Genomic DNA, 24,204 nt, shown 5'->3' with positions numbered 1-24,204 from the left:
GCTGGTATTGAAGTGAACATGTAATTCGCGTTAATAGTTTATATTTAAAGTGTATTGTGAATGATGCAATTTGGTTGTCCTATGAAAGTACAGTCGAGACGGTAGTTTTTCTGTCAAGAGCAAAGTAAGAAAGCCCAGTGTCAAAGGGTGTTAGAATTTTAAACAACATAAAAAGCGAAAATCCAGATTGTATAGAGGGAATAAATCAAATATAATATTCATAGAAACAAAACGATTCTTTACAATGCTGAGGAGATTGATTATGGATTATTTTTTGGAACAGCTTTATCAGATTCAGATGTTGAGGAACTCTATAGGTCCGGCGGGGGTCACGTTTATGAACGCGGTTTCCCAGGGGCTTCTGCCGTTGTTGGGGGTAATTCCGCTCTATATTTACTGGTGTTGTGATAAAAAAGCCGGATATACCATGGCTTTTTCCATCTGTGTGGGCAATCTCACCAACCATATCCTGAAACTGACATGTTGTGTGGAGCGACCCTGGCTGCTGGACAAACGGATTACACCGCCGGAAATCGCCATCAAAAATCAGGGAGGTTATTCCTTCCCCAGCGGGCATGCTCAGCTGGCGGCAGGGTATCTGGTGGGCACCGCCGTCTGGATTCGCAAAAAGAAGGTGCTTTCTGTAATGTGTATGCTGGCGTTGGCATTGATTGCCTTTTCGAGAGTGTATCTGGGTGTACATACGATGTTGGATGTTCTGGTTGGCATTGCTGAAGCGGTTCTTCTTCTGGCGGTCTTTCATAAGCTGGTCAACTGGTTCTGGGAGGACAAAAAGAGGACAGCACTCCTGTCTGTCGGGTTGATTGTACTGGCTATTCTCAGTGCAGTATATTTTCTGCTGAAGCCCTATCCTCTCCACTATGACGAATCCGGAAAGCTTCTCACTGACCCTCAGACTATGATTACGCTGAGCGGTGTGGGCGCCACTATCGGATTTGCCATTGGAATGTTTCTGGAAAGACGGTTTATCAGGTTCACGACCGATGTCCCGAAAAAGAACAAGCTGTTTCGGCTGGTGGTGGGGATTATCGTTTATATTCCAATCTATTGTGCCGGAAATATTCTGATGCCGAAAATTATTGGAGGACTTTGGGGAGGTTTTCTGTTTAATATCGTGCTGTGGACTTTTTCGCTGGCGGGATATCCGTACTTCTTTAACAAGATATCTGTTCTGGGAGGAGAATCTTATGGTAAATAGTAAAGATAATAAAAGAGCGATAATACTGTTTTTGCTGGGGATTATTCTCTGCATTCCGTATTTGCTGATGTGCCATCGGTTCGGCAGGACGCCAGAGATGAAGCCTTTTCGTTGTCTGTTCAAGATTCCCATCAATCTGTGTTGGATGGGGGTTGCCTGTATCGGCAGCAAACGCATGCAGGGAGATTTGAAGAAAAAAATACTGATGGCTCTGACATTTTATATGATTGGAGATATTTTAGCGCCCGCTCATTATCTGGTCGGAGGTGTTGCCTTTGGTATCGGACACCTGTTTATTATAAGCGGATACATCAGGCAGTACGGAATGTCCCGCAGGCAGCTCGGCTGTCTGGCGGCAATCAGTGCGGTACTCATCACCATTCTGATTGCTTCGTTAGGGTTTGACTGGAAAATACCGTTTATCTCGATTTACATCATCATTCTGGCCACGCTCTATGTGTCCTCATTTGGAGACAAATATTACTTTTTGACGGTGAATATCTTCCTTTTGTCGGATGTCATTGCGTATGTCCGGAAGATGTTCTTCAATTACAACTGGTTGTATGATATCACACTGTCTGTCTACTACCTGGCCATTTTCCTGTACTGCTTCTCCTTTTGGAAATCGGAGGAAAAGTAATTATTCCACGCAAAATGGGGCGGTGAAAAAAGATTGCGCATTCGCGCAACCTTTTTATTTCTCTGAAAATCCGGCCACACCGAAAGCGGCAGGACCGCCGTGGGTAGTTATGACTCCGCCTGCCTGGATCCAATTCACCTGGCGGAATCCGCAGGATTTTGCAGTTTCCTCTGCAACGGCGCGGATTTCATCCTGTAAACCGATTGTATACACCATCCACAGGGTATCACGATCTAAATGGTAGCTGTCCGCATAGTCTCTGATAAGCTGTGCAGCTACTTTTTTCATTTTTCCACGATATTTCTTTGTTGCCACCAATTTGCCGTCCAGAATCTCAATGCAGGGATGGATGTTCAGGATGCGGCTTCCCAGACACACTGCATTGCTGACACGGCCGCCTGTCCGACAGAGACCTGCTTGGTGTCGATTGCAGTCACATAGTCCCTCTCTTCTGCTGCGATGATCGCACTTTGATAGGAGCAGGTTGTTACTGCGGAGTATGCGAGATAAAGAATCTGTGCTGTCGGATTGCTGTTGTGGATCTCATCAAATATCTGGATAAAATCTTCCGGAGAACATCCACTGGTTCTTGGAAGTTTTTTTGTTTCATGGTAGTAATCACAGATTTTCTGAACCGGAAATGAGCCATCATCCAGTGTTTCCGAGTCGAAAGAAACATGCATGGGAACAAGCTGTATGTTATACTGTGCAGCAAGTTCCGGGGTAAGATCAGAGCCGGTTTCGGCAACAATAATAATTGGATTCATTGGGAATCTCCTTTCGGGTGTAATGTCTTAATCTTTTGAATTAGACTCTAACAACATGATACATAGTTTCCAAAACTGCGTCAAGAAAATTGTGGAGTTTTGGTTCATAAATCAGAAAAATGTGATATAGTGTTGATATCATTATTATGGAAATCAGAAAGAGTAAATGAAGGAGGCACAATATGTTATTTGTTGAATATCCAAAATGTTCCACCTGTCAGAAGGCGAAGAAATGGCTGGAGACAAATGGAGTAGCTTTTGAAGACAGACATATTAAAGAAAATAATCCTACTATTGAGGAGTTGAAAGCATGGCACGAGAAGAGCGGCCTGCCGCTGAAAAGATTTTTCAATACCAGCGGTATGCTGTACAGAGAACTGCAGTTAAAGGATAAGCTTCCGACGATGAGCGAAGAAGAGCAGTTTGAACTTCTGGCATCCGATGGCATGATTGTAAAGCGTCCGATTCTCGTGGGAGATGACTTTGTGCTGATCGGATTCAAAGAAGCAGAGTGGAAAGAGACCTTGGGATAGGGGACGGTTCTTTGTCCTGGGCTCCCATGGGAGCTCAGGACAAAGAACCGTCCCCTATCCCCACCTATTTTGTTCCGAAGATTCTGTCCCCGGCATCACCCAGTCCAGGGCAGATATAAGCCCGTTCATTAAGGCAGCGATCCAGATGGCCTACATATATCTGAACATCCGGATGTGCCTCATGCAATCGTTTTACACCTTCCGGTGCGGCAATGATACACATGAATTTGATATTCTTTCCGCCATGTTTTTTGATCATGGTGATGGCATCTACGGCAGAACCTCCGGTGGCAAGCATCGGATCACAGACAACGATGGTTCTCTCCTCGATCGGGCTTGGAAGTTTGCAGTAATATTCGTGTGGTTCGAAGGTCGTTTCATCACGATAAAGGCCAATGTGGCCGATTTTTGCAGATGGTACGAGGGCGAGGATACCTTCCACCATGCCGAGCCCGGCGCGTAGGATAGGAACGATGGCAAGTTTGCGTCCGGCAATCATCGGTGTCATACATTTTTCGATTGGTGTCTCTACTTCTACATCTTCCAGAGGAAGATCCTTTAATGCTTCGAAGCCTTCCAGCATGGCAATTTCTTCTATGAGTTTTCTAAATTCATTTGTTCCGGTTTCTTTGTTTCTCAGAATAGAAATCTTGTGCTGGATCAGGGGATGATTGAGACAAGTAACATTTTCCAAATTTTCCATGATAAATTCTCCTTTATTTTATTAGTAAGATTTTCGGATATTTTCTTTTAATATTAATGTACAGTAAGAGAAGTTTTTTGAAAATAATAATTTCGTATATTGCAGAAAAAAATTTGTAATGATAAAATCGGTAGTAGAAAAGAGGAGGTACTAACAATGGAGAAAAATACAAAAAACCCATATGCAGGAACAAAAACAGAGAAGAATCTCTGGGAGGCATTTGCAGGAGAGTCTCAGGCGCGCAATAAATATACATATTTTGCATCCGTAGCGAAAAAAGCAGGATATGAGCAGATTGCAGCAATGTTCCTTAAGACAGCAGAGAACGAAAAGGAGCATGCAAAATTATGGTTCAAGGCTTTGGGTGAATTGGGAGATACCGCAGAAAATCTCCTCCACGCAGCAGAGGGCGAGAATGCAGAGTGGACAGACATGTATGCACGCATGGCAGAGGAAGCTGATGAGGAAGGATTCCATGATCTTGCAGAGCAGTTCCGCGGGGTTGCTGCTATTGAAAAATCTCATGAGGAGAGATATCGTGCACTGCTTCACAACGTAGAGAGCAAGCAGGTATTTGAAAAAGCCGGTATCGTTATGTGGGAATGCCGCAACTGTGGACATCTGGTAACAGGCGTAAAAGCTCCGGAGGTATGTCCGGTATGTAATCATCCGCAGAGCTATTTTGAAGTGAGAGCAGAGAATTACTAAAAGACAGAATTGACAGGAAAAGCGTTGTAGAAGATTTCTGCAGCGCTTTTTATCTTGGAAGGAGTCCAATCTTCTTCCAAGTATTTGAACTATTAAGATTTTGTTCGGGAGAGAGGAGAAAAGATGGCTGGATGCAGACTTTGCCCCAGAAATTGTGGTGTTGACAGAAGAGCGGGACAGTCCGGAATCTGCGGAGTATCGGGAACGGGAATTTCAGCCGCGCGAGCGGCACTTCACATGTGGGAGGAACCATGTATTTCCGGAGAATCCGGTTCCGGAGCAGTATTTTTCAGCGGCTGTCCTCTGAGGTGCGTATACTGTCAGAATTATCATATTGCCAGAGCCGAAACAGGAAAAGAAATTACGCGGGAAAGGCTTACTGATATTTTCCTGGAGCTTCAGGATCAGGGAGCGGCAAATATCAATCTGGTGACGCCCACACATTATACGCCGGAAATCATATGGGCAGTCCGTGAGGCGAAAAACCGCGGGCTTGAGGTTCCAATTGTTTATAATTGCAGCGGTTATGAAAAGGTGGAAACACTTCGACTGCTGGAAGGTATTGTGGACATTTATCTGACGGATTTCAAATATATGGAAGAGGATATAGCGGCACGCTATTCCCATGCACCTGACTACCCCCAGGTGGCGAAGGCGGCACTGGCGGAGATGGCCCGTCAGATAGAAGTGAGGGCAGCAGGTGATGGAAATCAGGAAACCTGGGCGGGATTTGATGAGAAGGGTATGATGCAGTATGGCATCATAGTGCGGCATTTACTTTTGCCGAATCACCTGGAAAATGCAAAAAAAGTCGTCCGCTATATCCACGAGACGTATGGAGATAAGGTTTACTTAAGTCTGATGAATCAGTATACGCCGCTTCCGCAGGTGAAGGACATACCGGAATTGAACCGGTGTGTGACGGAAGAAGAATACGAGGAACTTGTGGATTATGCGCTTGAAACAGGCGTGGAAGAGGGATTTGTTCAGGAGGGAGAAACAGCGAAGGAGAGCTTCATCCCCTCGTTTGATTGCGAAGGAATTTAGTCGAAGAAAAAAGATAATCAGGAGATGGAAATGAAAAATGAACGACTTGAACGGCAGTTTGATTTCTGCCGGGAGATTGACAAAGAGAAATTTATTGGACGGCAGACCTATCTGTCTGACGGACAACGGAAGGAAAATGACGCGGAACATGCCTGGCATATGGCAATTATGGCAATCTTGCTGAGTGAATATGCTGATGAAAAAATCGATGTTCTGAAGACAGTTACGATGCTGCTGATCCATGATCTGGTGGAAATTGACGCGGGAGATACCTATGCTTATGATGAGGAAGCCGCGAAGAGCAAGCGGAAGAGGGAAGAGGCAGGAGCCGATAGAATATACGGATTACTTCCGGAAGATCAGAAGCAGAAGCTTCGTGCCCTGTGGGAGGAATTTGAGGAGTGGGAGACACCGGAGGCGAAGTTTGCCCACACCATGGATAACATCCAGCCGCTGATGTTGAACGCGGCGACCGAAGGAAAAAGCTGGGTGGAACATGGGGTACATATTGACCAGATATTAATGAGGAACAGGAAAACGGCACAAGGTTCTGAACAGTTGTGGGAATATGCATTCCATAACTTTATAAAGCCGAGCCTGGATGCCGGGAAAATACGGACGGAATAGGGGACGGAACTGACCCCTCCCCGTCCCTTTCGATATAATCAGAGAAAAAAGAGAGGAATGATTATATGGAAAGAATGGGAAAAACAAAGGGTTATTCGTACTTCATGCGCAAGAGCATCAGAATGGAACCGATTATGCTGCAGTGGCTTGAAAATACGAGATTTCGAGTGAGAGAATCTACGTATGTGAAATACCGGAATCTGGTACAGGGACATATTCTGCCGGAGTTGGGAGAAGTCCGGGTAAACCGGCTGACGACAGAGCGGGTGGAACAATTTGTCCGGCAGCAGCTGGTATCAGGGAAACTGGATGGTCAGGGAGGCCTGTCGGAAAAGACGGTGAGAGATATGCTCACTGTTCTTAAGGAAATCTGCCGATATGCCGCTCAGTGCGACATCGAGATTCCCTGCCATTTTGAGGTGATCCGTATTCGGAAAAATGATTCGGAGATCCGGGTGCTGAATCGTTTTGAGCAGATGAAGCTGGAACAATTTCTGACCAGTGATGAAAGCCTGATTAAAACGGGAATTCTGCTCAGTCTGTATATGGGACTTCGGATCGGGGAGGTCTGTGCTCTGAAAAGACAGCATATTCTGTACGATGAAGAAATACTTCAGGTGCGCTCCACCATGCAGCGCATCCAGGATGTGGATGGAGGAAAGCGGAAGACGAAAATTATAGAGACAGAACCTAAGAGCAGTTGTTCTGTCAGGGATATTCCGATTCCGGAGTTTCTTCTTCCAAGATTGGATGTGGTAAGAAATGTGCCGGAAGAGGCTTATCTTCTGACCGGAAGCCCGGATTCTTTTATCGAACCCAGAACAATGGAAAATATATTCAAACGATGTTTGACAGAGTGCCGGATGGAGACAATTAATTATCATGCACTTCGCCATACATTTGCGACGCGGTGCGTTGAAAATGGATTTGATATAAAGACATTGAGCGAGATATTGGGACACGCAAGCGTCAATATAACATTAAACAGATATGTTCATTCTTCTATGGATCAAAAAAGAAGGAGTATGCGTATGCTGCAGGGAATGGCTGTAAAAGAAAATGTTCACTGACTAAATGATTTGTGTATATTTCTCTGCCCTCTGTGCATCCTATATCTGATATAAGATACAGGTTTGTGCGGAGGGTTTTGTATGGATTCAATTTGGACGAAAAGTGTGGAGATGCCGGAATTTCCTGTTATTGAGGGGGATGTGCGGACGGATGTGCTGATCATTGGCGGCGGAATTGCCGGGATTTTGTGTGCGTATTTCCTTCAGGAAAATGGCGTGGATTATATTCTGGCAGAAGGCAGATCAATCTGCTCGGGAATTACGAAGAATACGACGGCCAAGATAACGGCGCAGCATGGTCTGATCTATCATAGTCTTTTGAAAAGTAAAGGGGTAGAGTATGCGGCACGTTATCTGGGGGCAAATCTGAAAGCAGTGGAAATGTATGCGAAACTTTGCAGAGAGATAGACTGTGATTTTCGACGCCAGACATCCTATGTGTATTCTATGAATGACAGAGGCAAGCTGGAGAAGGAGGCGGAGGCACTTGGCAGGCTGGGGTATCACGTGGAAGTGCAGGATACCACGGAACTTCCTTTTTCTGTTGTTGGAGCCATAGGTTTTGCGAATCAGGCCCAGTTCCATCCTTTAAAATTCCTCTCTCAGATAGCGCGGAATTTGAAGATATATGAGCATACTTTTGTGAAGGAACTGAAGGAAAATGTGGCTGTAACAGAAAATGGGAACATTTCATTTAAGAAAGCTATGTTTGCCACACATTTTCCGATGATAAATAAGCACGGGATGTATTTTTTGAAATTGTATCAGCATCGTTCTTATGTCATTGCTCTTGAAAATGCAGCAAATGTAAAAGGGATGTACGTGGATGAGGCGAAATGCGGGATGTCATTTCGCAATTATAAGGATTATCTGCTGATTGGAGGCGGAGATCACAGGACTGGCAAGAAGGGTGGAAATTGGCAGGAGCTGAGAAATTTTGTCAGGGAATATTATCCGTCAGCTCGTGAAGCTGCCTGCTGGGCTACGCAGGACTGTATGAGTCTGGATGGCGTCCCTTATATCGGAACGTATTCAAAAGGGCTGCCCAATTGTCTGGTGGCCACCGGATTTAACAAGTGGGGTATGACTTCGGCGATGGCAGCGGCATTGATTTTAACGGATATGATTCTGGAGCGCAGGAATCCGTATGAGAAAGTTTTTGACCCATCCAGGAATATGCTAAAGCCTCAGCTCCTATTTAATGTCTGCGAGGCAACAAAAAATCTTCTTACAATTACAAAAAAACGTTGCCCCCACATGGGATGTGCGTTAAAGTGGAATGAGTTGGAACATTCCTGGGACTGTCCCTGCCATGGATCGAGGTTTAATGAGGATGGCGGGGTGATTGATAATCCGGCCGCCGGGGATATGAAGGAAAATTGAAATAAATGTCGAAAAATTACAAAGAATATGTTAGTATATATATGACGGCAAATGTAAGGAAAAGGGAGAGCAAAAACTCTTCCTATTTCCTTATTTTTTTGTATTAAGCTTATTTATGAAGAAGTGAGGGGGAGGATGCATGTGGGTACTGCTGTAATAAAAGATAGGAGCTCATTAATTGCAGATTCATTACATGGATCAATCATGCTTAGTCAATTTGAAAAAGATGTCATGGTTACTACATTGTTCAACAGACTGCATGGGATTTATCAGAATTCAACAGCCTATCTGACATTTCCTGCGAATCGGACAAGGCGAATTGAACATTCTATAGGGTGTATGTATCTTTGTGGAAGTATTTTTTACTCGGGGATATGCAATGCACAGGAAGAAATATTGAAACCATTTTTTGAACAGGCGAAAGTCGAGCTACAACAAATTATTAATGAAGTGTGTAAAAGTGATTATGGTCGTAAGTATAGCTGTAAATTAGGAGGGATTTTTAAAAAGGTTTCAAGGGAGTATGATGAACTGGAAATATCAGGAGGAATATATAATTTTAATTTGCCGGCAAATATCGGAGAAGAAAATAGAAAAATATATATAATATTATTTGAAAGCATTAGAATTGCGGCTATGTTGCATGACATCGGCCATCCGCCGTTTAGTCATATAAGTGAAAATGCTTTGAATATTTTATATAAAAGAATATCAGAGAAGGAGAATAAAAATAAAGAAGAAAAAGAGTTTTTGGATATTCTGCATGACTTAGTGGGGAGCGGACATCAATTACATGAAGAATTGGGGAATGAGATTGCAGAGATGCTTTTAATGACAGCAATTCCAGATTTTTCAGAGGATGATGTAAAGGATAAGGTTAGCTACCAGAAACAAATATTTAAGATTTTGGTCAAAGAAGTGGCTATGCGTATTTTACAGGAAAAATCACAATTTCTAAAGGATTTACATTCAATTATTGACGGCACATTGGATGGAGACAGATTAGATTATGTATCCAGGGATCCTGCGAACTCAGGATTTAAATTAGGCATTACGGAATATGACCGCTTAATATCAAAAATGAAGTTGTGTGAGAAGGAAAATAGGTTTCTAATTTGCCCGAGTGTTAGTGTAGTGAAAACGGTAGAAGATTTTTTAATGAGACGCTGGAATCTGTATAAGAATATTATTTTTCATCATCGGGTTATAAAAACGGACTGTATGCTTCAAAATACTATTGTTGAAATTGCGGAGGAGTATTTTGTGGATGAAGCCAATGAAAAGACAGGAGAGACAGATTCTTATATTTTGCCTTATGATATTTCAGGTTTGTGGAAGGCAAATAGAAAGTTACCGTCTGATAAAGAAGCAGCTTATGCAATAAGTCAGTGGGATGATACGTGGCTTCTTACAATTCTAAAAAAATCATATTTTGAAACATACATTGATCAGGATAGTTATTTACATGATCAATTGGAAGAGTTTTTAACGAACAAGAAGAATTATTATTCTCTGATAAAAAGAAAAGAAGAATTTGAAGAAATTGATACATGCGTTTCCCAGATTTTGATTGAGAGAAAAGAAGAACTGGAAAATCAAATTGAAAAATTAAGGGAACTGGAAAAAGAGCAGGAAGAGAGTAAAATGTTAGTTGATATTGAAGGATATCTAAAAGGAATAAAAGATATTCTGATAATAGCAAATGAGAATCAGGCGAAATCTTTTGTGAAAAGAGGAGGATTTATACTCTGCGCCATTAAGCAAAAGCTTTTTGGTGTGGATTCATTTTCTGATGTTCTTGAACAAATGAGAATCAATCTTGAATTTGAGGAAGGAGAGCTGTTTTATGCTGAAAAACAACCTAAAACAGGAACGGAAAAGGATTTGTTTTTCTATCAGAAAACAGATGAGTTGATTTCGCTTGATAATATATCAAATATTTCCAATGTTTTAAAAGACGATTTGAAATATTCTCCGTTCTTTTTCATATATATTGATAGTAAAAGTAAACGTGTATCAGATAAAAACACTATGCGAAAAAAAGTGGGAAAAAGCCTTGGGAATGCAATCGTTGATTTTGTCTTAAATAAATTGGGAAGTTTCACAAATGAATCGTAAGAGCGTTTTGATATTGACGAAAAAGGAAAGAATGGTTATAATATTGAATTACCTAAGGGAGGAATAATTATGTGCAAGGTTAGTATGGATTTAAATAATGAAAAGAATTTAGATTTTGCAATATACAGTCTGGTTTTAGCAAAAACAGAAGAGTTTTCGGCAGAGGATCTTGTGCAGGATGTAAGAAGATTTCAGGATGTGGACACTGTAAAAGTACAATCAAGGGTCTCTGTGTTAATGAAGCGTTGGGTTGATTCAGGGGTTGTGCAGGAACATTGGAATACATTTTCAGTTGCTATGTAACTATGATGATTATAATATTAGGAGCAGGTAGTTCTGTGAGAACCGCCTGCCTTTTTATGTTTTGACAAAAGAAAGAGGATAAACCATGGTGGAGAGAGACGGCGTTTTTTACAGAATAGAGGAAAATAATGCGGTGCTGGAGTCCTGTGAGGACATAGAAGGAGAGCTTGTGATTCCGGATGAGGTATCCGGGAAGGCGGTGACGGAGGCGGCACCTTATGCATTTTCCCGTAAGAGGATTACGGAGCTTACACTTCCGCGTTATCTGAAATCTGCAGGAAAATATCTGCTCTACCGGTGTTTTTCTCTTAAGAAGCTGTGCTTTTCAGATGCGTGGCAGGATATCGGAGCCGGGGCATTTACCGGGTGCAGGCCGGAGGAGATTGAGATTGATTTTTATGATGGGGAGAAGTCCTGTCTGAAGTTTCTGGTGGATGAGATCCGGTTTGAACTGAGGGTGATGATGCGCTATCATCAGCCGGATGGAACGGTGCGGACGGCGAAGGTAATCTTTCCGGAGCATTATGAGGAGGCAGTGGAGAATACACCGGCGCGGATTGTGGAGACCCATTATCATGGTTCGGGCGGTTATTATCGTCAGTGCTTTTATAATAAAGAATTGAATTACGGAGAATATGATTCCCTTCTTCCATGGGCGATTGCCGAGGAAGAGGAGGAAGTAGTGGTGGATATTGCGGCCTGCCGCCTGCGTTTTCCGTATAAGCTTACGGAAGAGGCGAAGAAGCGCTATGAAGAGTATCTGAGGGAGCATATGAACTGCGCTGGAGGGTTGTATGTGCTGCGGGAGGACACGGACATGTTTCGGTTCTTTGGCCAGGCGGGTTACTGGACGGAGGAGGCGCTTGACGAGGCGATTGAGAGGGCTTCCGAAGAAAAATCTGCGGTGGTATTAAGCCTTTTGATGGATGAGAAACACAGATGTTTCCCGAAGAAAAAGAAAGTATTTGAATTGTAAAATGATGAGGAAATCGACATGGACGAGCAGACTATCGAAAACCGAATAGAAGAAGTGAGCGGCAGGATTCTTGCATCGGCGAGAAATGAACTGTACCTGAAGATGCGCTTTCTGGATGTGGCTCTCTCTTCTTTTGTATATGTGATGGATGCAGGGGTGGATCCGCTGGCGACGGATGGATTCTGCATCTATTATCATCCGCAGTATCTGGGCGGTATGTACCGGTGTGACCGGGTGCTAGTAAACCGGGCGTATCTACATATGGTGATTCACTGCATTTTCCGGCATCTGATCCGGAGAAACGGAAGAGATGTGAGATGCTGGAATCTGGCCTGCGATATTGTGACAGAATCCATGATAGACAGTATGCAGCATCGCTGTATCCGCAGATCGCGTACCTGGCTTCGGAGGGAGACCTACCGGAGGCTTAAGGAGCGAATGCGGGTGCTGACGGCGGAGAAGGTCTGTGGTGTACTGTCCGAAGGGAATTTGAGTGAGCAGGAATGGGAGAAGCTTGAGAAGGAATTCCGGGTAGATGATCATATCTACTGGCCGGAGGACGAGGATCAGAAGAAAAAAAGCGAGATTGAGAACCGCTGGAAGGATCAGAGTGAGCAGATGGAGACGGATATGGAGACATTTTCCAGGGAATCGTCGTCCCAGTCCGGAGACCTTCTGGAGCAGATTCGGGTAGAGAATAAGGAGCGTTTTGATTATCAGCAGTTCCTGCGCAAATTCTCGGTGCTGAAGGAAGAGATGACGGTGGATGAGGATTCCTTTGACTATGTATTTTACAGCTATGGTCTGAGTCTTTATGGAAATATGCCGCTGATTGAACCTCAGGAGTGGAAGGAAGTACAGAAGGTGGAGGAATTTGCCATTGTGATCGATGTGTCCATGTCCTGTTCCGGAGAACTGGTAAAGAAGTTCCTGGAAGAAACTTATACAGTTCTCAGTGAAAATAATAGTTTCTTCCGAAGGGTAAATATACACATTATTCAGTGTGATGACGAGGTGAAGGCAGATCAGAAAATAACTTCACAGGAAGAACTGAAGGAGTATATGGAGAATTTTACGCTTCACGGAGAGGGAGGAACGGATTTCCGCCCGGCATTTGCTTATGTGGAGCAGCTGATGGAGGAGCATGCCTTTGGACAGCTTAAAGGATTGATTTATTTTACGGATGGGTATGGCGTGTATCCGGCGAAGCGTCCTTCCTTTGAGACGGCATTTGTTTTTATGAAGGAAAATTATGAGGATGTGAATGTGCCGCCCTGGGCCATGAAACTGATCTTGGAAAGAGATGAGCTGGAAGGCAGATAAGAGGAGAGAAAGAAGGATAAATATAATGAATATAAAACGGGCAAAGAAAGAAATTAAAGATTCTATAGAGGCGTATTTGAAGAAGGATGCTTACGGGGAGTATATGATTCCATCAATCCGGCAGCGTCCGATTCTTCTGATGGGTCCTCCGGGAATCGGAAAGACGCAGATTATGGAGCAGATTGCGAAGGAGTGCGGGATTGGTCTGGTGGCTTATACGATTACCCATCATACCCGGCAGAGTGCCATCGGTCTGCCGTTTATCCGTGAAAAATCTTACGGAGGCAGAACCTGTTCTGTGACGGAATATACCATGAGTGAGATTATCGCATCGGTGTACGATAAGATGGAACAGACCGGACTTAAGGAGGGAATCCTGTTCATCGATGAGATCAACTGTGTATCCGAAACGCTGGCACCTACTATGCTGCAGTTCCTGCAGTGCAAGATGTTCGGCAATCAGAAGGTGCCGGAAGGGTGGATTATCGTAGCGGCAGGCAATCCGCCGGAGTATAATAAGTCGGTACGGGATTTTGATATTGTAACACTGGATAGAATTAAGCGGATTGATGTGGAGGAGAATTATGAGGTATGGAAGGAGTATGCCTATCAGGCAGAGATTCATCCGGCCATTCTCTCTTATCTGGAAATCCGAAGGGAGTATTTCTACCGCATTGAGACTACCGTAGACGGGAAGATGTTTGCGACGGCCAGAGGGTGGGAAGATTTATCTCAGTTTCTTAAGACATACGAAGCTATCGGAAAGAAGGCTGACAGGGAAGTTATCCATCAGTATATCCAGCATTGGAAGATTGCAAAAGATTTTGCAAACTATCTGGAATTATTTGAAAAATACAGGAAAGATTATGGATTGGAGAGGATTCTGGAAGGGCATTATGGGGAAGATACATTGGAGAGGCTTCGATTTGCATCCTTTGATGAGAGACTCAGTGTAGTGGGGATGCTGATTGGCAGGCTGTCCCAGTTTTTCAAAAGCTATTGTGAGGCAGACCGTTATGTGACAGGCCTCTTTGATTATCTGAAGCAGTATAAAGCCTGTGGCAATCTGGAAGAAGTGGTTGCCCGTGCTCAGGAGGAGTATGAGGATTTACGCAGGGCAGAACAGCTGACGAAATTTACGGACCGAATTTATCGTCGGGTACTGATGACGATGGAGAAATATCTGCAGATGATCCGTACAGAGCATCTGGAAGGTGAGGAAGCGTTTGAACGTGTAAGGGAGGCATTCGCGCAGGAGGCCGGGATGCGGGAGCAGGAGACAGAGGCAGCAGCGAAGGCTCTGGATCATGCCTTTGATTTTATGGAGGAAGCGTTCGGAGACAGTCAGGAAATGGTGTCATTTGTAACAGAATTGAATACGAACTATTACAGTATTTATTTCCTGAAGGAAAACGACTGTGACAAATATTATAAATACAACAAGGGTCTTCTTCTGGAAGAGCAGCATGAAAAGATCATGAAAGATCTGGATGCTGTAGAAGAAGACCTGATCAGAGGCTAAACAGGATGCCGGATATGGCGGCGGCTATATAAAGAAGCGCGGTGAGTTTTAAATTCTCGCTGCGATTCTTATTTACCTTGTAAAGCACGATGAGTCCCAGACCGGCGTTGGTGCAAAGTCCGGCAATAACGGATGCGAAGCTCAGTGCTCCGGTCAGGTACAGCTCTGTCAGAATGACAGAGGCGGCACAGTTGGGAATGAAACCAATCAGTGCTGCAAGGAAAGGCTGCAGCAGGCTTCCGTTTAGCAGGAAGGAACTGACGGTGGTCAGACCAAAGATTTCCAACAGTGCATTCAGGATGCCGGAAAAAAGGAAAATGTAACCAAAGAGCCGAACCGTATGGTTGAGGGCGGGCTTTATGATACCGTGGTTTCCATGGCATCCGCAGTGGGAGCATAGGTCCCCGATGTGTTTGGACGACGTGATCTTGTCTGCAAGGAACAGGTCGGTAAGGTATCCGGCAATGATTGCGATTCCTATTTTTGCAACCAGGAGCTGACAGATTTCGGCACCATTTCCGGGATGTCCCATGAGAATCAGGACAGCCTCATCGGAGGTAGCGAGGAATACGGACAGTAGTGTGCCCGGGGATACGACACCGCCGGCATACAGGTTGGCTGCAAGTACAGAAAATCCGCACTGCGGAATGCAGCCCAGCAGTGCTCCGAAGAGAGGACCGCCTTTGGAAAAACGGGTCAGTATTTTTTCGGGTATGGAACCTGAGTGGTGTTCCAGGGATTCTAATAGTAAAAATGCCGCAAAGAGAAACGGAAACATCCGGAGACTGTCTGCGGCAGTATCAAGCAGAATGTCTGTTATTATTTCCATAGAAAGAGTACTCCTTTTTTTATTCTCCCTATTTTAACACAGTTTTCCCAAAAAGAAAGTCAGAAAATCAGATGTTTCGAAATTCTTTGACCGTAAGAACGGGATTATGTTACACTAATTATGTTAGAAAGCGAGGTAGAAGAAGTGGGAATTAATGCAGTTTTATCGAAGTTAAATGATGTTATGTATACGTATGTGCTGATTATTCTTCTGGTTGCTGTGGGTGTTTATTTTACGATCCGTACCAGAGGAGTTCAGCTTCGTCTGTTAAAAGATGGTATTCGTTCTCTTTTGGAGAAATCTACGGAGACAAAGGAAGGGGAAAAGTCGGTATCATCCTTTCAGGCGCTGATGATTTCTACAGCGTCCAGAGTCGGAACGGGTAATATTGCAGGTATTGCAACCGCTATAGCTGCAGGTGGACCGGGAGCCGTGTTCTGGATGTGGCTGATGGCGGTGATCGGAGGAGCTTCCGCGTTTGTGGAGAGTACGCTGGCACAGATATATAAGGTACGCCAGGACGGGCAGTTCCGCGGCGGTCCGTCTTATTATATGGAGAAGGCGCTTGGAAAGAGATGGCTTGGTATTTTGTTTTCCATCCTTTTGATCATTTGCTTTGCGTATGGATTTAATGGATTGCAGGCATTTAACATGTCCTCTGCGCTGGAATATTATATTCCGAATTATTCTGAGACCAGGATTCCCATGATTCTGGGAATCGTTCTGGCGGCGGCAACGGCTCTTGTTATCTGGGGCGGTGTGCACAGGATTGGATTTATTACATCCGTTATTGTTCCGATCATGGCAATGATTTATATTTTAATAGGCATTTTTACAATGATTACACATATCACAGAGCTGCCTCATGTATTTGCTGTGATTATGGAAAATGCATTTGATTTTAAAGCCATGGCCGGCGGATTTGCCGGAAGCGCTGTGGTGATTGGTATTAAGCGCGGTCTTTTTTCTAATGAGGCAGGAATGGGTAGTGCGCCGAATGCATCTGCCTCTGCGGATGTGGAGCACCCGGTAAAACAGGGGCTGGTACAGGTCATTTCTGTATTTATCGATACGTTGCTCATTTGTTCCAGTACAGCTATGATGCTGTTGGTGTCCGGTGTGCAGGGAGTCAGCGGTGAGCTTGACGGAATTCCGTTTGTACAGGCGGCAATCAGTGCAAATGTGGGAACATGGGGAATCCACTTTATCACATTTTCCATCTTTGCATTTGCATTCAGCAGTCTGGTGGGAAATTACTATTATGCAGAGTCCAATATTCTGTTTATTAAAAACAGTAAAAAGCTGTTGTTTGTTTTCCGCCTGACCTGTATTGTGGCTATTTTCCTGGGAGCTCAGGCAGATTTTTCTCTGATATGGAATATTGCGGATATTACGATGGGATTTATGGCTATTGTAAATATTGTTTCCATCTTTCTTCTGGGTAAGATTGCTTTTCGGGCGCTTGAGAATTATGAGGAGCAGAAAAAGCAGGGAAAGAGTCCGACATTCAGGGGAGAAGATATCGGTGTTTCCGATACGGTGTGGAAATAAGAATGGGGGATTGACAGATGTTATACAGTGTTTCGGATTATTATGCGGATTTCTGTTGTACGGCAGATAAGTGTGAGGATACCTGCTGTGCAGGGTGGCAGATTGCGATAGATTATCAATCATTAAAAAAATACAGAAACGTAGAGGGAGAATTTGGAAAGAGGCTGATGAAATCCATTCGATGGTCGAAGGGGATTTTTCGGCAGACCGGCGATAAGAGATGTGCCTTTTTAAATGAAAATAATCTCTGTGATATGTATACGGAGCTTGGCAGGGAGAGCCTTTGCAGGACATGCCGCCTTTATCCGCGCCATGTAGAGGAATTCGAGGGAGTGCGGGAGATTACGTTATCGGTATCATGCCCGGAGGTAGCCAGGCTTTTGCTTACTCATGAGGAACCGGTGAGATTTCTGACATTTGAGAAAGACAGGGAGGAGACTTATGAAGATTTCGATCCCTTCCTGTATTCCTGGCTGGTGGATGCAAGAGAAGTGATGCTTCAGATTCTGCAGAACAGGGCGATGGATATCCGGGTTCGTGCGGGGTTAATCCTTGATCTTGCACATGATCTTCAGGTACGTATCAACAGGGAAGAGCTATTTTCCTGTGGGGATGTGCTGGAGCGTTATCAGACACCGGAGGCAGAGCAGTTTGTGAGACGAAAAAGCGAGGAGAACAGGCAGAGACTGGTGAAACAGTATGGTCGGGCCCGAAGGACATTTCTCAGGTTATACCAGCTGGAAGTGCTGCGGGAGGAATGGCACCAGCATTTACTGGAGACAGAGGAGATTCTTTTTGGTCTGGAAGGCGACCTACGGGATCGTGTGAAGAGATATGGAAGGATTCACAGAGAGTTTGAAAAGTGGCTGGAAACGGTATGGACGAACGGAGTGGCGCATAAAGAGAAACATCCATGCTGGCAGGTTATAATGGAACAGCTTCTTGTATATTTTGTCTATACCTATTTCTGTGGCGCTGTCTATGACGGAAATGCCTATGGAAAGGTCAGAATGTCCGTGATCAGCGTGTTCCTCATAAGCGAAATGCTTGTTGCGAGATGGGTGAAGAATGAGCAGATTCTGGATATGGATGATGTGGTGGAGATTGTTTACCGCTACTCCAGGGAGATAGAGCATTCAGACCGGAATCTGGAGCTTCTGGATTGATATGAAGTCAAGAGATTTTCTTGATTCAATGGTAAAATTCGATACACCGGTAACTGTTCAGAGCCAACCTCCAAAATGCTTCGCATTTCGTCGGTGTGGCGTATCCGCCAAATAAAATTTCAAAAACAATCTTAAAAATGCAAGCATTTTACGTCTGTTTTATGAAATTTTGCTTGGCTCTGAACAGTTACATATACCGGCCGGGGCTTTCAGAAGATACATGCCCCGGCTTGAATTTTATTTCCATTTGTGTTAAAACAAACCATAGGAAAATATGGAGAACAAGGAGTGGATGAAAATGACAAAGATAGATATTATATCCGGTTTTCTTGGTGCCGGAAAAACCACATTAATCAAAAAGCTTTTAAAAGAAGCATTTGCCGATGAGAAGGTGGTGCTGATTGAAAATGAATTTGGAGAGATCGGTATTGACGGTGGATTTTTGAAAGAAGCCGGTATTGAGATCCGGGAAATGAATTCCGGATGCATCTGCTGTTCGCTGGTTGGCGATTTCGGTACTTCTCTTCAGGAAGTGATTTCTACCTATGCTCCGGACCGGATCCTGATTGAACCATCCGGCGTTGGAAAGCTTTCAGATGTTATGAAAGCAGTAGAAAATGTGAAGGATAAGGTTGATATCTGCCTGAACAGTTATACAACGGTAGTGGATGTGAATAAATGTAAAATGTATCTGCGCAATTTTGGCGAGTTCTACAGCAATCAGGTAGAATCAGCAGGAGCTATTATCCTGAGCCGTACAGATGTGGCAAAGGAAGGAAAGGTAGAGGAAGCGGTACATTTACTTCGTGAAATGAACGATAAGGCGGCAATTATTACCACGCCAATCGATCAGCTGGATGGAAAGAAACTTTTGCAGACCATGGAACATGTGGATTCTCTTGAAGAGAAAATGCTGGAAGAAGCAGAGCATGAACATCACCATGAGCATGAACATCATCACGAGCATGATGAGCACTGTGACTGTGGTTGCCATGACCACGACCATGAGCACCATCACGAACATCATCATCATGAGCATGATGAGCACTGCGACTGTGGCTGCCATGACCACGACCATGAGCACCATCACGAGCACCACCATGAGCATGATGAGCACTGCGACTGTGGCTGCCATGACCACGACCATCATCATGACCATGAGCACCATCATGGACATCACCATGCGGATGAGGTGTTCACAAGCTGGGGTCGTGAGACGGTGAAGAAGTATAATGAGGAAGAACTGAAGGTGAAGCTTGAAGCGCTGAATACCGAGGAGTTTTACGGAACAGTACTGCGTGCCAAAGGAATGGTGGCATCTGATAAAGGAACATGGATTTACTTCGATATGGTTCCGGGAGAATGCGAGATTCGCGAGGGTGCAGCAGATTATACCGGAAGAATCTGTGTCATCGGTTCGAAGCTTAAGGAAGACGCCCTGGCAGAGCTGTTTGGGGTATAGATGAGAAGGATACAGGAAATGATGCAGATGGAGGTGCGAAGATAGATGCAAATGGTAGAAAATGCGAGAGTGGTGGTTTATCTGGTGAACGGATTTCTGGAAAGCGGAAAGACCCGGTTTCTGACCCAGACTCTTGTGCAGGATTACTTTGCAATAGAAGGAAAGACGGTTCTGATTCTCTGCGAGGAAGGCGAGGAGGAGTACGATAAAGAGCTTTTACGCCGGACGAATACCATTTTACTTACGGTGGATGGACCGGAGGAAGTGACAAAAGACTGGCTTGCAGGCGTTGATCTGCTCTACAATCCGGAACGCGTGATCTTTGAATGCAATGGTATGTATCCGGTCAGTAAAATGGAAGAAATGGATGTCCCAAAAGGATGGGGACTGGTGCAGGAGATTACGATTGTTGATGCCAGCACCTTTGATATGTACATTGCAAATATGAAGCCACTGTTTGTTGAAATGGTGCGTAATGCGGAGCTGGTAATCTTTAACCGTTGTACGAAGGAGATGCCCCTTGCAGCCTACAGAAGAAATGTAAAGGTTGTCAATCAGAATGCGGAGATCGTGTTCGAGGGAGCGGATGGAGAGATTGATAATATTTTTGATGAGCATATGCCATACGACCTGGAAGCGCCGGTGGTGAAGATTGAGGATATGGACTATGGAATCTGGTATGTAGATATGATCGACCATCCCAAACGCTATGCCGGAAAAACGGTAGAATTCTGTGGAAAGGTTTTAAGGTCACGGGGAGCGCAGCCTGATGAATGTATTGTGGGAAGAAAAGCAATGACCTGCTGTGCGGATGACCTGACGTTTCTTGGATATGTGTGCAGGAATAAAAATGCCGGTGAGATAAAATCCGGTAAATGGGTTCGGGTCCGCGGTAAGGTGGGATTTGAGTATAATCGTGCTTATCGGGGTAAAGGTCCGGTGATTAAGGCGGAACAGATAGAGGAAATTCCTGCACTTTCACAGGAACTGGTATATTTCAATTAAAGGGGACGTTATATGAATGTATTTTTAGGTATCATGATACCGTTTGTGGGAACGGCTCTTGGAGCTTCCTGCGTATTTTTACTGAAAAATGAGATTCGTCCGCTGATTCAGAAGATTCTGCTGGGGTTTGCCTCCGGGGTGATGGTGGCAGCTTCCGTGTGGTCTCTTCTGATGCCGGCCATGAATATGTCAGAGCACATGGGAAAAATGGCATTTGTTCCGGCTGCGGCAGGACTCCTTGCCGGGGTAGCATTTTTGTTGCTTCTGGATGTAGTGGTACCCCATTTACATCTGGATCACGAAGCACCGGAAGGACCGAAGAAAGGATGGAGCAGGTCTACCATGCTGGTACTTGCGGTGACACTTCATAATATCCCGGAGGGAATGGCTGTGGGTGTTGTGTTTGCCGGGATGATGGCTGAGAATGCCCAGATTACCATGGCGGGAGCGTTTGCTCTGTCTATCGGAATCGCCATTCAGAATTTCCCTGAGGGAGCAATCATTTCTCTTCCGCTGAAAAGTGAAAATGGAATGAACCGGGGAAAGGCATTTCTTTATGGAGCATCTTCCGGAATTGTGGAGCCTGCAGCGGCTGCAATTACCATTCTTCTGAGTGAGTTTTTGACACCGGTACTGCCGTATTTGCTTGCATTTGCGGCGGGAGCCATGCTGTATGTGGTGGTTGAGGAACTGATTCCGGAGGCAAGTGAGGGGGAGCATAGTAATATCGGAACCATTGGGTTCACCGTCGGGTTTGTCCTGATGATGATATTGGATGTGGCACTTGGATAAGGAGACAGAGGAGATAAATTAATATGGGAAAACGAAAGAAAAAAGCTGAAATCGCACAATTAGAACGACGCAGAGAGCGGTTGGAAACGACGCGATATGAACCGAATTATCAGGAGGGGCTTACTTCTGATCAGGTACAGGAGCACAGACTTCACGGGTGGATCAATCTGCCTGTGGATTCTCCGTCTAAGACGGTGTCAGAGATTGTGCATGAGAATGTATTTACCTATTTTAACCTGATTTTTGCTGTACTGGCAGTACTGCTTTGCCTGGTAGGATCCTTCCGCAATCTGACATTTCTTCCGGTTATTATTGCAAATACTCTGGTGGGAATTGTGCAGGAAGTGCGTGCAAAGAAGGTGTTGGATAAGATGTCCATGCTGCATGCACCCCATGCAAGGGTAGTGCGGGACGGTACGGCTCAGCGGGTGAATGCAGAAGAACTGGTTCTGGACGATATTGTAATCTTTGATGCAGGAAGTCAGATCTGTGCAGATGCTGTGGTTGTGGAAGGAGAGGTTCAGGTAAATGAATCTCTTTTAACGGGAGAATCGGATGAGATTACAAAGAAAAAGGGAGATTCCCTGATGTCCGGAAGTTTTGTGATATCGGGGCAATGCTATGCCCGATTGACTCAGGTGGGAGAGGATTCGTACATTTCCAAATTAACGCTTGAGGCAAAGGCTATGGAGAGCAGTGAGCAGTCGGAAATGATTCGTTCTCTTAATAAATTAGTTAAAGGCGTGGGTATTGCTATTATACCGATTGGGCTGATTCTGTTCGGTGAAAGCTTTTTCGTAAATCATGACACCTTCCGTCAGAGCATTACATCTATGGTGGCGGCTGTTATTGGAATGATTCCGGAGGGTCTGTACCTGCTGGCAACTGTTGCGCTGGTCGTGAGTGCCATGCGCCTTGCGAAGCAAAAAGTCCTGCTTCATGATATGAAGAGTATTGAGACGCTTGCGAGGGTGAATGTACTCTGTGTGGATAAGACGGGAACGATCACGGAGAACCTGATGACGGTAAATCAGGCGGTAGAAACTCTGGATTATAAGAAAAATCAGGAAAAATATCCGACCCTTGCACAGATGATCGGTGATTTTGCGGCAGCCATGTCGGATGACAATGCTACCATGGATGCGGTGAAAGATTTTTTCACGGAAATCAGCGGGCGAAAACCGGTCAGTAAAACCTCTTTTTCTTCTGCGGTAAAATACAGCAGTGTGACTTTTGAGGACGGTGCTTATGTTATGGGAGCACCGGAAATGATTCTTCGGGAGGACTACATTTTATATTCGGCAGAAATAGAGGAATATACCAGAAAGGGTTACCGTCTGCTGGTATTTGGCTCGTATGAGGGCACGATTGACGGAAAGCCGCTGACAGAGAAGGTGACGCCTCTGGGATATATTATTCTTTCCAATCCAATCAGGGAAAATGCGAAAGAAACCTTTGGGTATTTTGCAGACCAGGGAGTGGCTGTTAAAGTAATTTCCGGGGATAATCCGCTGACGGTGTCTGAGGTTGCCGGACAGGCGGGAATCGAGAATGCAGACCGGTATGTGGATGCGAGAGACCTGAATACGGAGGAAGATATAAGTAATGCCGTTCAGAAATATACTGTTTTTGGTCGAGTGACACCGGAGCAGAAACGACAGCTGATACAGGCACTTCAAAAGCAGGGAAATACGGTAGCCATGACAGGAGATGGAGTGAATGATGTACTGGCACTTAAGGATGCGGACTGCAGTGTAGCTATGGCATCCGGAAGTGATGCTGCTGCTCAGGCGGCGCAGGTGGTACTTCTGGAGTCAGACTTTTCCTGTATGCCATCGGTTGTACTGGAAGGACGCAGAGTAGTCAATAACATTCAGCGCTCGGCAAGTCTGTTCCTGGTGAAGAATATATTTTCCTTTTTGCTGTCCATTTTCTCAGCGGTATTCATGATTACGTATCCGCTGGAACCTTCACAGGTATCACTGATCAGTATGTGTACCATCGGAATACCGGCCTTTTTCCTGGCACTGGAACCGAATAAGAGCCGGATTGAAGGCCATTTCCTGACCAATGTATTATTAAAAGCACTTCCGGCGGGAATTACGGATATGCTTGCGGTGGGAGCCCTGGTCATCTGTGGAAAGGTATTTGGATTGCCTGAGAGCGATATTGCTACAGCTGCTACCATGTTGCTTGCGATTGTAGGGTTCATGATTCTTTATAAGATCAGTCTTCCAATGAACAAGCTTCGTACAGCTGTACTGGCGGGCTGTATTGGAATTCTGCTGTTTTGCGGATTATATCTGCACCAGCTATTTGCACTGTCCGGAATGTCCAAAGTGTGCATCCTGTTGTTTGTAGTATTTTCTTTTGCATCGGAATCTATGTTCCGATACCTGACGATACTGGTAGATATGATTCGGAAAGGATATTGTAAAATACGCGGAAAAGTAAAGTAGT

21 protein-coding genes and 1 pseudogene are annotated in these 24,204 nt (G+C 44.7%); 19 read left to right on the top strand and 3 right to left on the bottom strand.

The genetic code is table 11. The annotated features are described in order from the left end of the window. Window positions 1–262: 262 nt before the first annotated feature. Together ACQRCC_RS02150 and ACQRCC_RS02145 are read left to right on the top strand one after the other, a co-directional pair. The gene (locus ACQRCC_RS02150; RefSeq protein ID WP_427849172.1) at window positions 263–1,219 is read left to right on the top strand and encodes a phosphatase PAP2 family protein; all 957 of its coding nucleotides are present in this window, start codon (window positions 263–265) and stop codon (window positions 1,217–1,219) included. Beyond that, window positions 1,209–1,859 (top strand): lysoplasmalogenase family protein, encoded by a 651-nt coding sequence (locus ACQRCC_RS02145; protein ID WP_427849171.1) that lies wholly within the window; start codon window positions 1,209–1,211, stop codon window positions 1,857–1,859. The genes ACQRCC_RS02150 and ACQRCC_RS02145 overlap by 11 nt, the downstream gene beginning before the upstream one ends. 54 nt (window positions 1,860–1,913) lie before the next feature. Here the strand turns inward: ACQRCC_RS02145 and ACQRCC_RS02140 are convergent. Next, window positions 1,914–2,626 (bottom strand): annotated as a pseudogene (locus tag ACQRCC_RS02140) (DegV family protein). Window positions 2,627–2,808: 182 nt separating this feature from the next. Between ACQRCC_RS02140 and ACQRCC_RS02135 the strand changes: the two are divergent. Further along, the gene (locus ACQRCC_RS02135) at window positions 2,809–3,159 is read left to right on the top strand and encodes an arsenate reductase family protein (RefSeq protein ID WP_427849170.1); all 351 of its coding nucleotides are present in this window, start codon (window positions 2,809–2,811) and stop codon (window positions 3,157–3,159) included. Between the two features lie 64 nt (window positions 3,160–3,223). Here the strand turns inward: ACQRCC_RS02135 and upp are convergent, their stop codons facing one another. Beyond that, window positions 3,224–3,862 carry a uracil phosphoribosyltransferase gene (gene upp, locus ACQRCC_RS02130; protein ID WP_427849169.1) on the bottom strand — a complete coding sequence of 213 codons (639 nt, stop codon included), beginning with the start codon at window positions 3,860–3,862 and terminating at the stop codon, window positions 3,224–3,226. A 156-nt stretch (window positions 3,863–4,018) separates the two neighbouring features. On the opposite strand from upp, the gene rbr reads away from it, so the two are divergent. The 10 genes from rbr to ACQRCC_RS02080 all read left to right on the top strand — a co-directional run bounded on the left by rbr (window position 4,019) and on the right by ACQRCC_RS02080 (window position 14,939). Continuing rightward, window positions 4,019–4,570, top strand: coding sequence for a rubrerythrin (rbr, locus tag ACQRCC_RS02125; RefSeq protein ID WP_427849168.1), 552 nt, complete (start codon window positions 4,019–4,021; stop codon window positions 4,568–4,570). A gap of 123 nt (window positions 4,571–4,693) precedes the next feature. Then, a complete protein-coding gene (locus ACQRCC_RS02120) occupies window positions 4,694–5,617 on the top strand; it encodes a radical SAM protein (RefSeq protein WP_427849167.1) in 924 nt (307 codons plus the stop codon). Window positions 5,618–5,641: 24 nt separating this feature from the next. Then, window positions 5,642–6,244, top strand: coding sequence for an HD domain-containing protein (locus ACQRCC_RS02115; protein WP_427849166.1), 603 nt, complete (start codon window positions 5,642–5,644; stop codon window positions 6,242–6,244). Between the two features lie 65 nt (window positions 6,245–6,309). After that, window positions 6,310–7,314 (top strand): tyrosine-type recombinase/integrase, encoded by a 1,005-nt coding sequence (locus ACQRCC_RS02110; protein WP_427849165.1) that lies wholly within the window; start codon window positions 6,310–6,312, stop codon window positions 7,312–7,314. 81 nt (window positions 7,315–7,395) lie between these two features. Continuing rightward, window positions 7,396–8,697: an FAD-dependent oxidoreductase gene (locus ACQRCC_RS02105; RefSeq protein WP_427849164.1), complete on the top strand. Its 1,302-nt coding sequence runs from the start codon at window positions 7,396–7,398 to the stop codon at window positions 8,695–8,697. A gap of 141 nt (window positions 8,698–8,838) precedes the next feature. Beyond that, window positions 8,839–10,815, top strand: a complete 1,977-nt coding sequence (locus tag ACQRCC_RS02100; protein ID WP_427849163.1) for a hypothetical protein — start codon at window positions 8,839–8,841, stop codon at window positions 10,813–10,815. A gap of 69 nt (window positions 10,816–10,884) precedes the next feature. Next, window positions 10,885–11,118: a hypothetical protein gene (locus tag ACQRCC_RS02095; protein ID WP_427849162.1), complete on the top strand. Its 234-nt coding sequence runs from the start codon at window positions 10,885–10,887 to the stop codon at window positions 11,116–11,118. Window positions 11,119–11,203: 85 nt separating this feature from the next. Next, a complete protein-coding gene (locus ACQRCC_RS02090; protein WP_427849161.1) occupies window positions 11,204–12,094 on the top strand; it encodes a leucine-rich repeat protein in 891 nt (296 codons plus the stop codon). A gap of 18 nt (window positions 12,095–12,112) precedes the next feature. Further along, complete coding sequence (locus ACQRCC_RS02085; protein ID WP_427849160.1) at window positions 12,113–13,417, top strand: vWA domain-containing protein; 1,305 nt, start codon at window positions 12,113–12,115, stop codon at window positions 13,415–13,417. 25 nt (window positions 13,418–13,442) lie between these two features. Then, a complete protein-coding gene (locus ACQRCC_RS02080; protein ID WP_427849159.1) occupies window positions 13,443–14,939 on the top strand; it encodes an AAA family ATPase in 1,497 nt (498 codons plus the stop codon). Here the strand turns inward: ACQRCC_RS02080 and ACQRCC_RS02075 are convergent. Beyond that, entirely contained in the window at window positions 14,929–15,768 is an 840-nt protein-coding gene (locus tag ACQRCC_RS02075; protein ID WP_427849158.1) for a putative manganese transporter, read from the bottom strand. The genes ACQRCC_RS02080 and ACQRCC_RS02075 overlap by 11 nt on opposite strands. A 120-nt stretch (window positions 15,769–15,888) precedes the next feature. Between ACQRCC_RS02075 and ACQRCC_RS02070 the strand changes: the two genes are divergently transcribed. The 6 genes from ACQRCC_RS02070 to ACQRCC_RS02045 all read left to right on the top strand — a co-directional run bounded on the left by ACQRCC_RS02070 (window position 15,889) and on the right by ACQRCC_RS02045 (window position 24,203). Continuing rightward, a complete protein-coding gene (locus ACQRCC_RS02070; RefSeq protein WP_427849157.1) occupies window positions 15,889–17,319 on the top strand; it encodes an alanine/glycine:cation symporter family protein in 1,431 nt (476 codons plus the stop codon). Window positions 17,320–17,336: 17 nt separating this feature from the next. Then, on the top strand, window positions 17,337–18,485 hold the full coding sequence (fliB, locus tag ACQRCC_RS02065) for a flagellin lysine-N-methylase (protein WP_427849156.1): 1,149 nt from the start codon (window positions 17,337–17,339) through the stop codon (window positions 18,483–18,485). 298 nt (window positions 18,486–18,783) lie between these two features. Then, window positions 18,784–19,947: a CobW family GTP-binding protein gene (locus ACQRCC_RS02060; protein WP_427849155.1), complete on the top strand. Its 1,164-nt coding sequence runs from the start codon at window positions 18,784–18,786 to the stop codon at window positions 19,945–19,947. A 45-nt stretch (window positions 19,948–19,992) separates the two neighbouring features. Further along, window positions 19,993–20,952 (top strand): GTP-binding protein, encoded by a 960-nt coding sequence (locus tag ACQRCC_RS02055; protein ID WP_427849154.1) that lies wholly within the window; start codon window positions 19,993–19,995, stop codon window positions 20,950–20,952. A 12-nt stretch (window positions 20,953–20,964) separates the two neighbouring features. Further along, complete coding sequence (locus ACQRCC_RS02050) at window positions 20,965–21,744, top strand: ZIP family metal transporter (RefSeq protein WP_427849153.1); 780 nt, start codon at window positions 20,965–20,967, stop codon at window positions 21,742–21,744. A 23-nt stretch (window positions 21,745–21,767) separates the two neighbouring features. Next, complete coding sequence (locus ACQRCC_RS02045) at window positions 21,768–24,203, top strand: cation-translocating P-type ATPase (RefSeq protein ID WP_427849152.1); 2,436 nt, start codon at window positions 21,768–21,770, stop codon at window positions 24,201–24,203. The last annotated feature ends 1 nt before the right edge of the window (window position 24,204 follow it).

It is taken from the genome of Sporofaciens sp. SGI.106 (assembly GCF_050314255.1).
Taxonomy (GTDB): Bacteria; Bacillota; Clostridia; order Lachnospirales; family Lachnospiraceae; genus Claveliimonas.
Note: the sequence above shows the minus strand (reverse complement) of the source record. Positions and strands in the feature narration are given on the sequence as shown.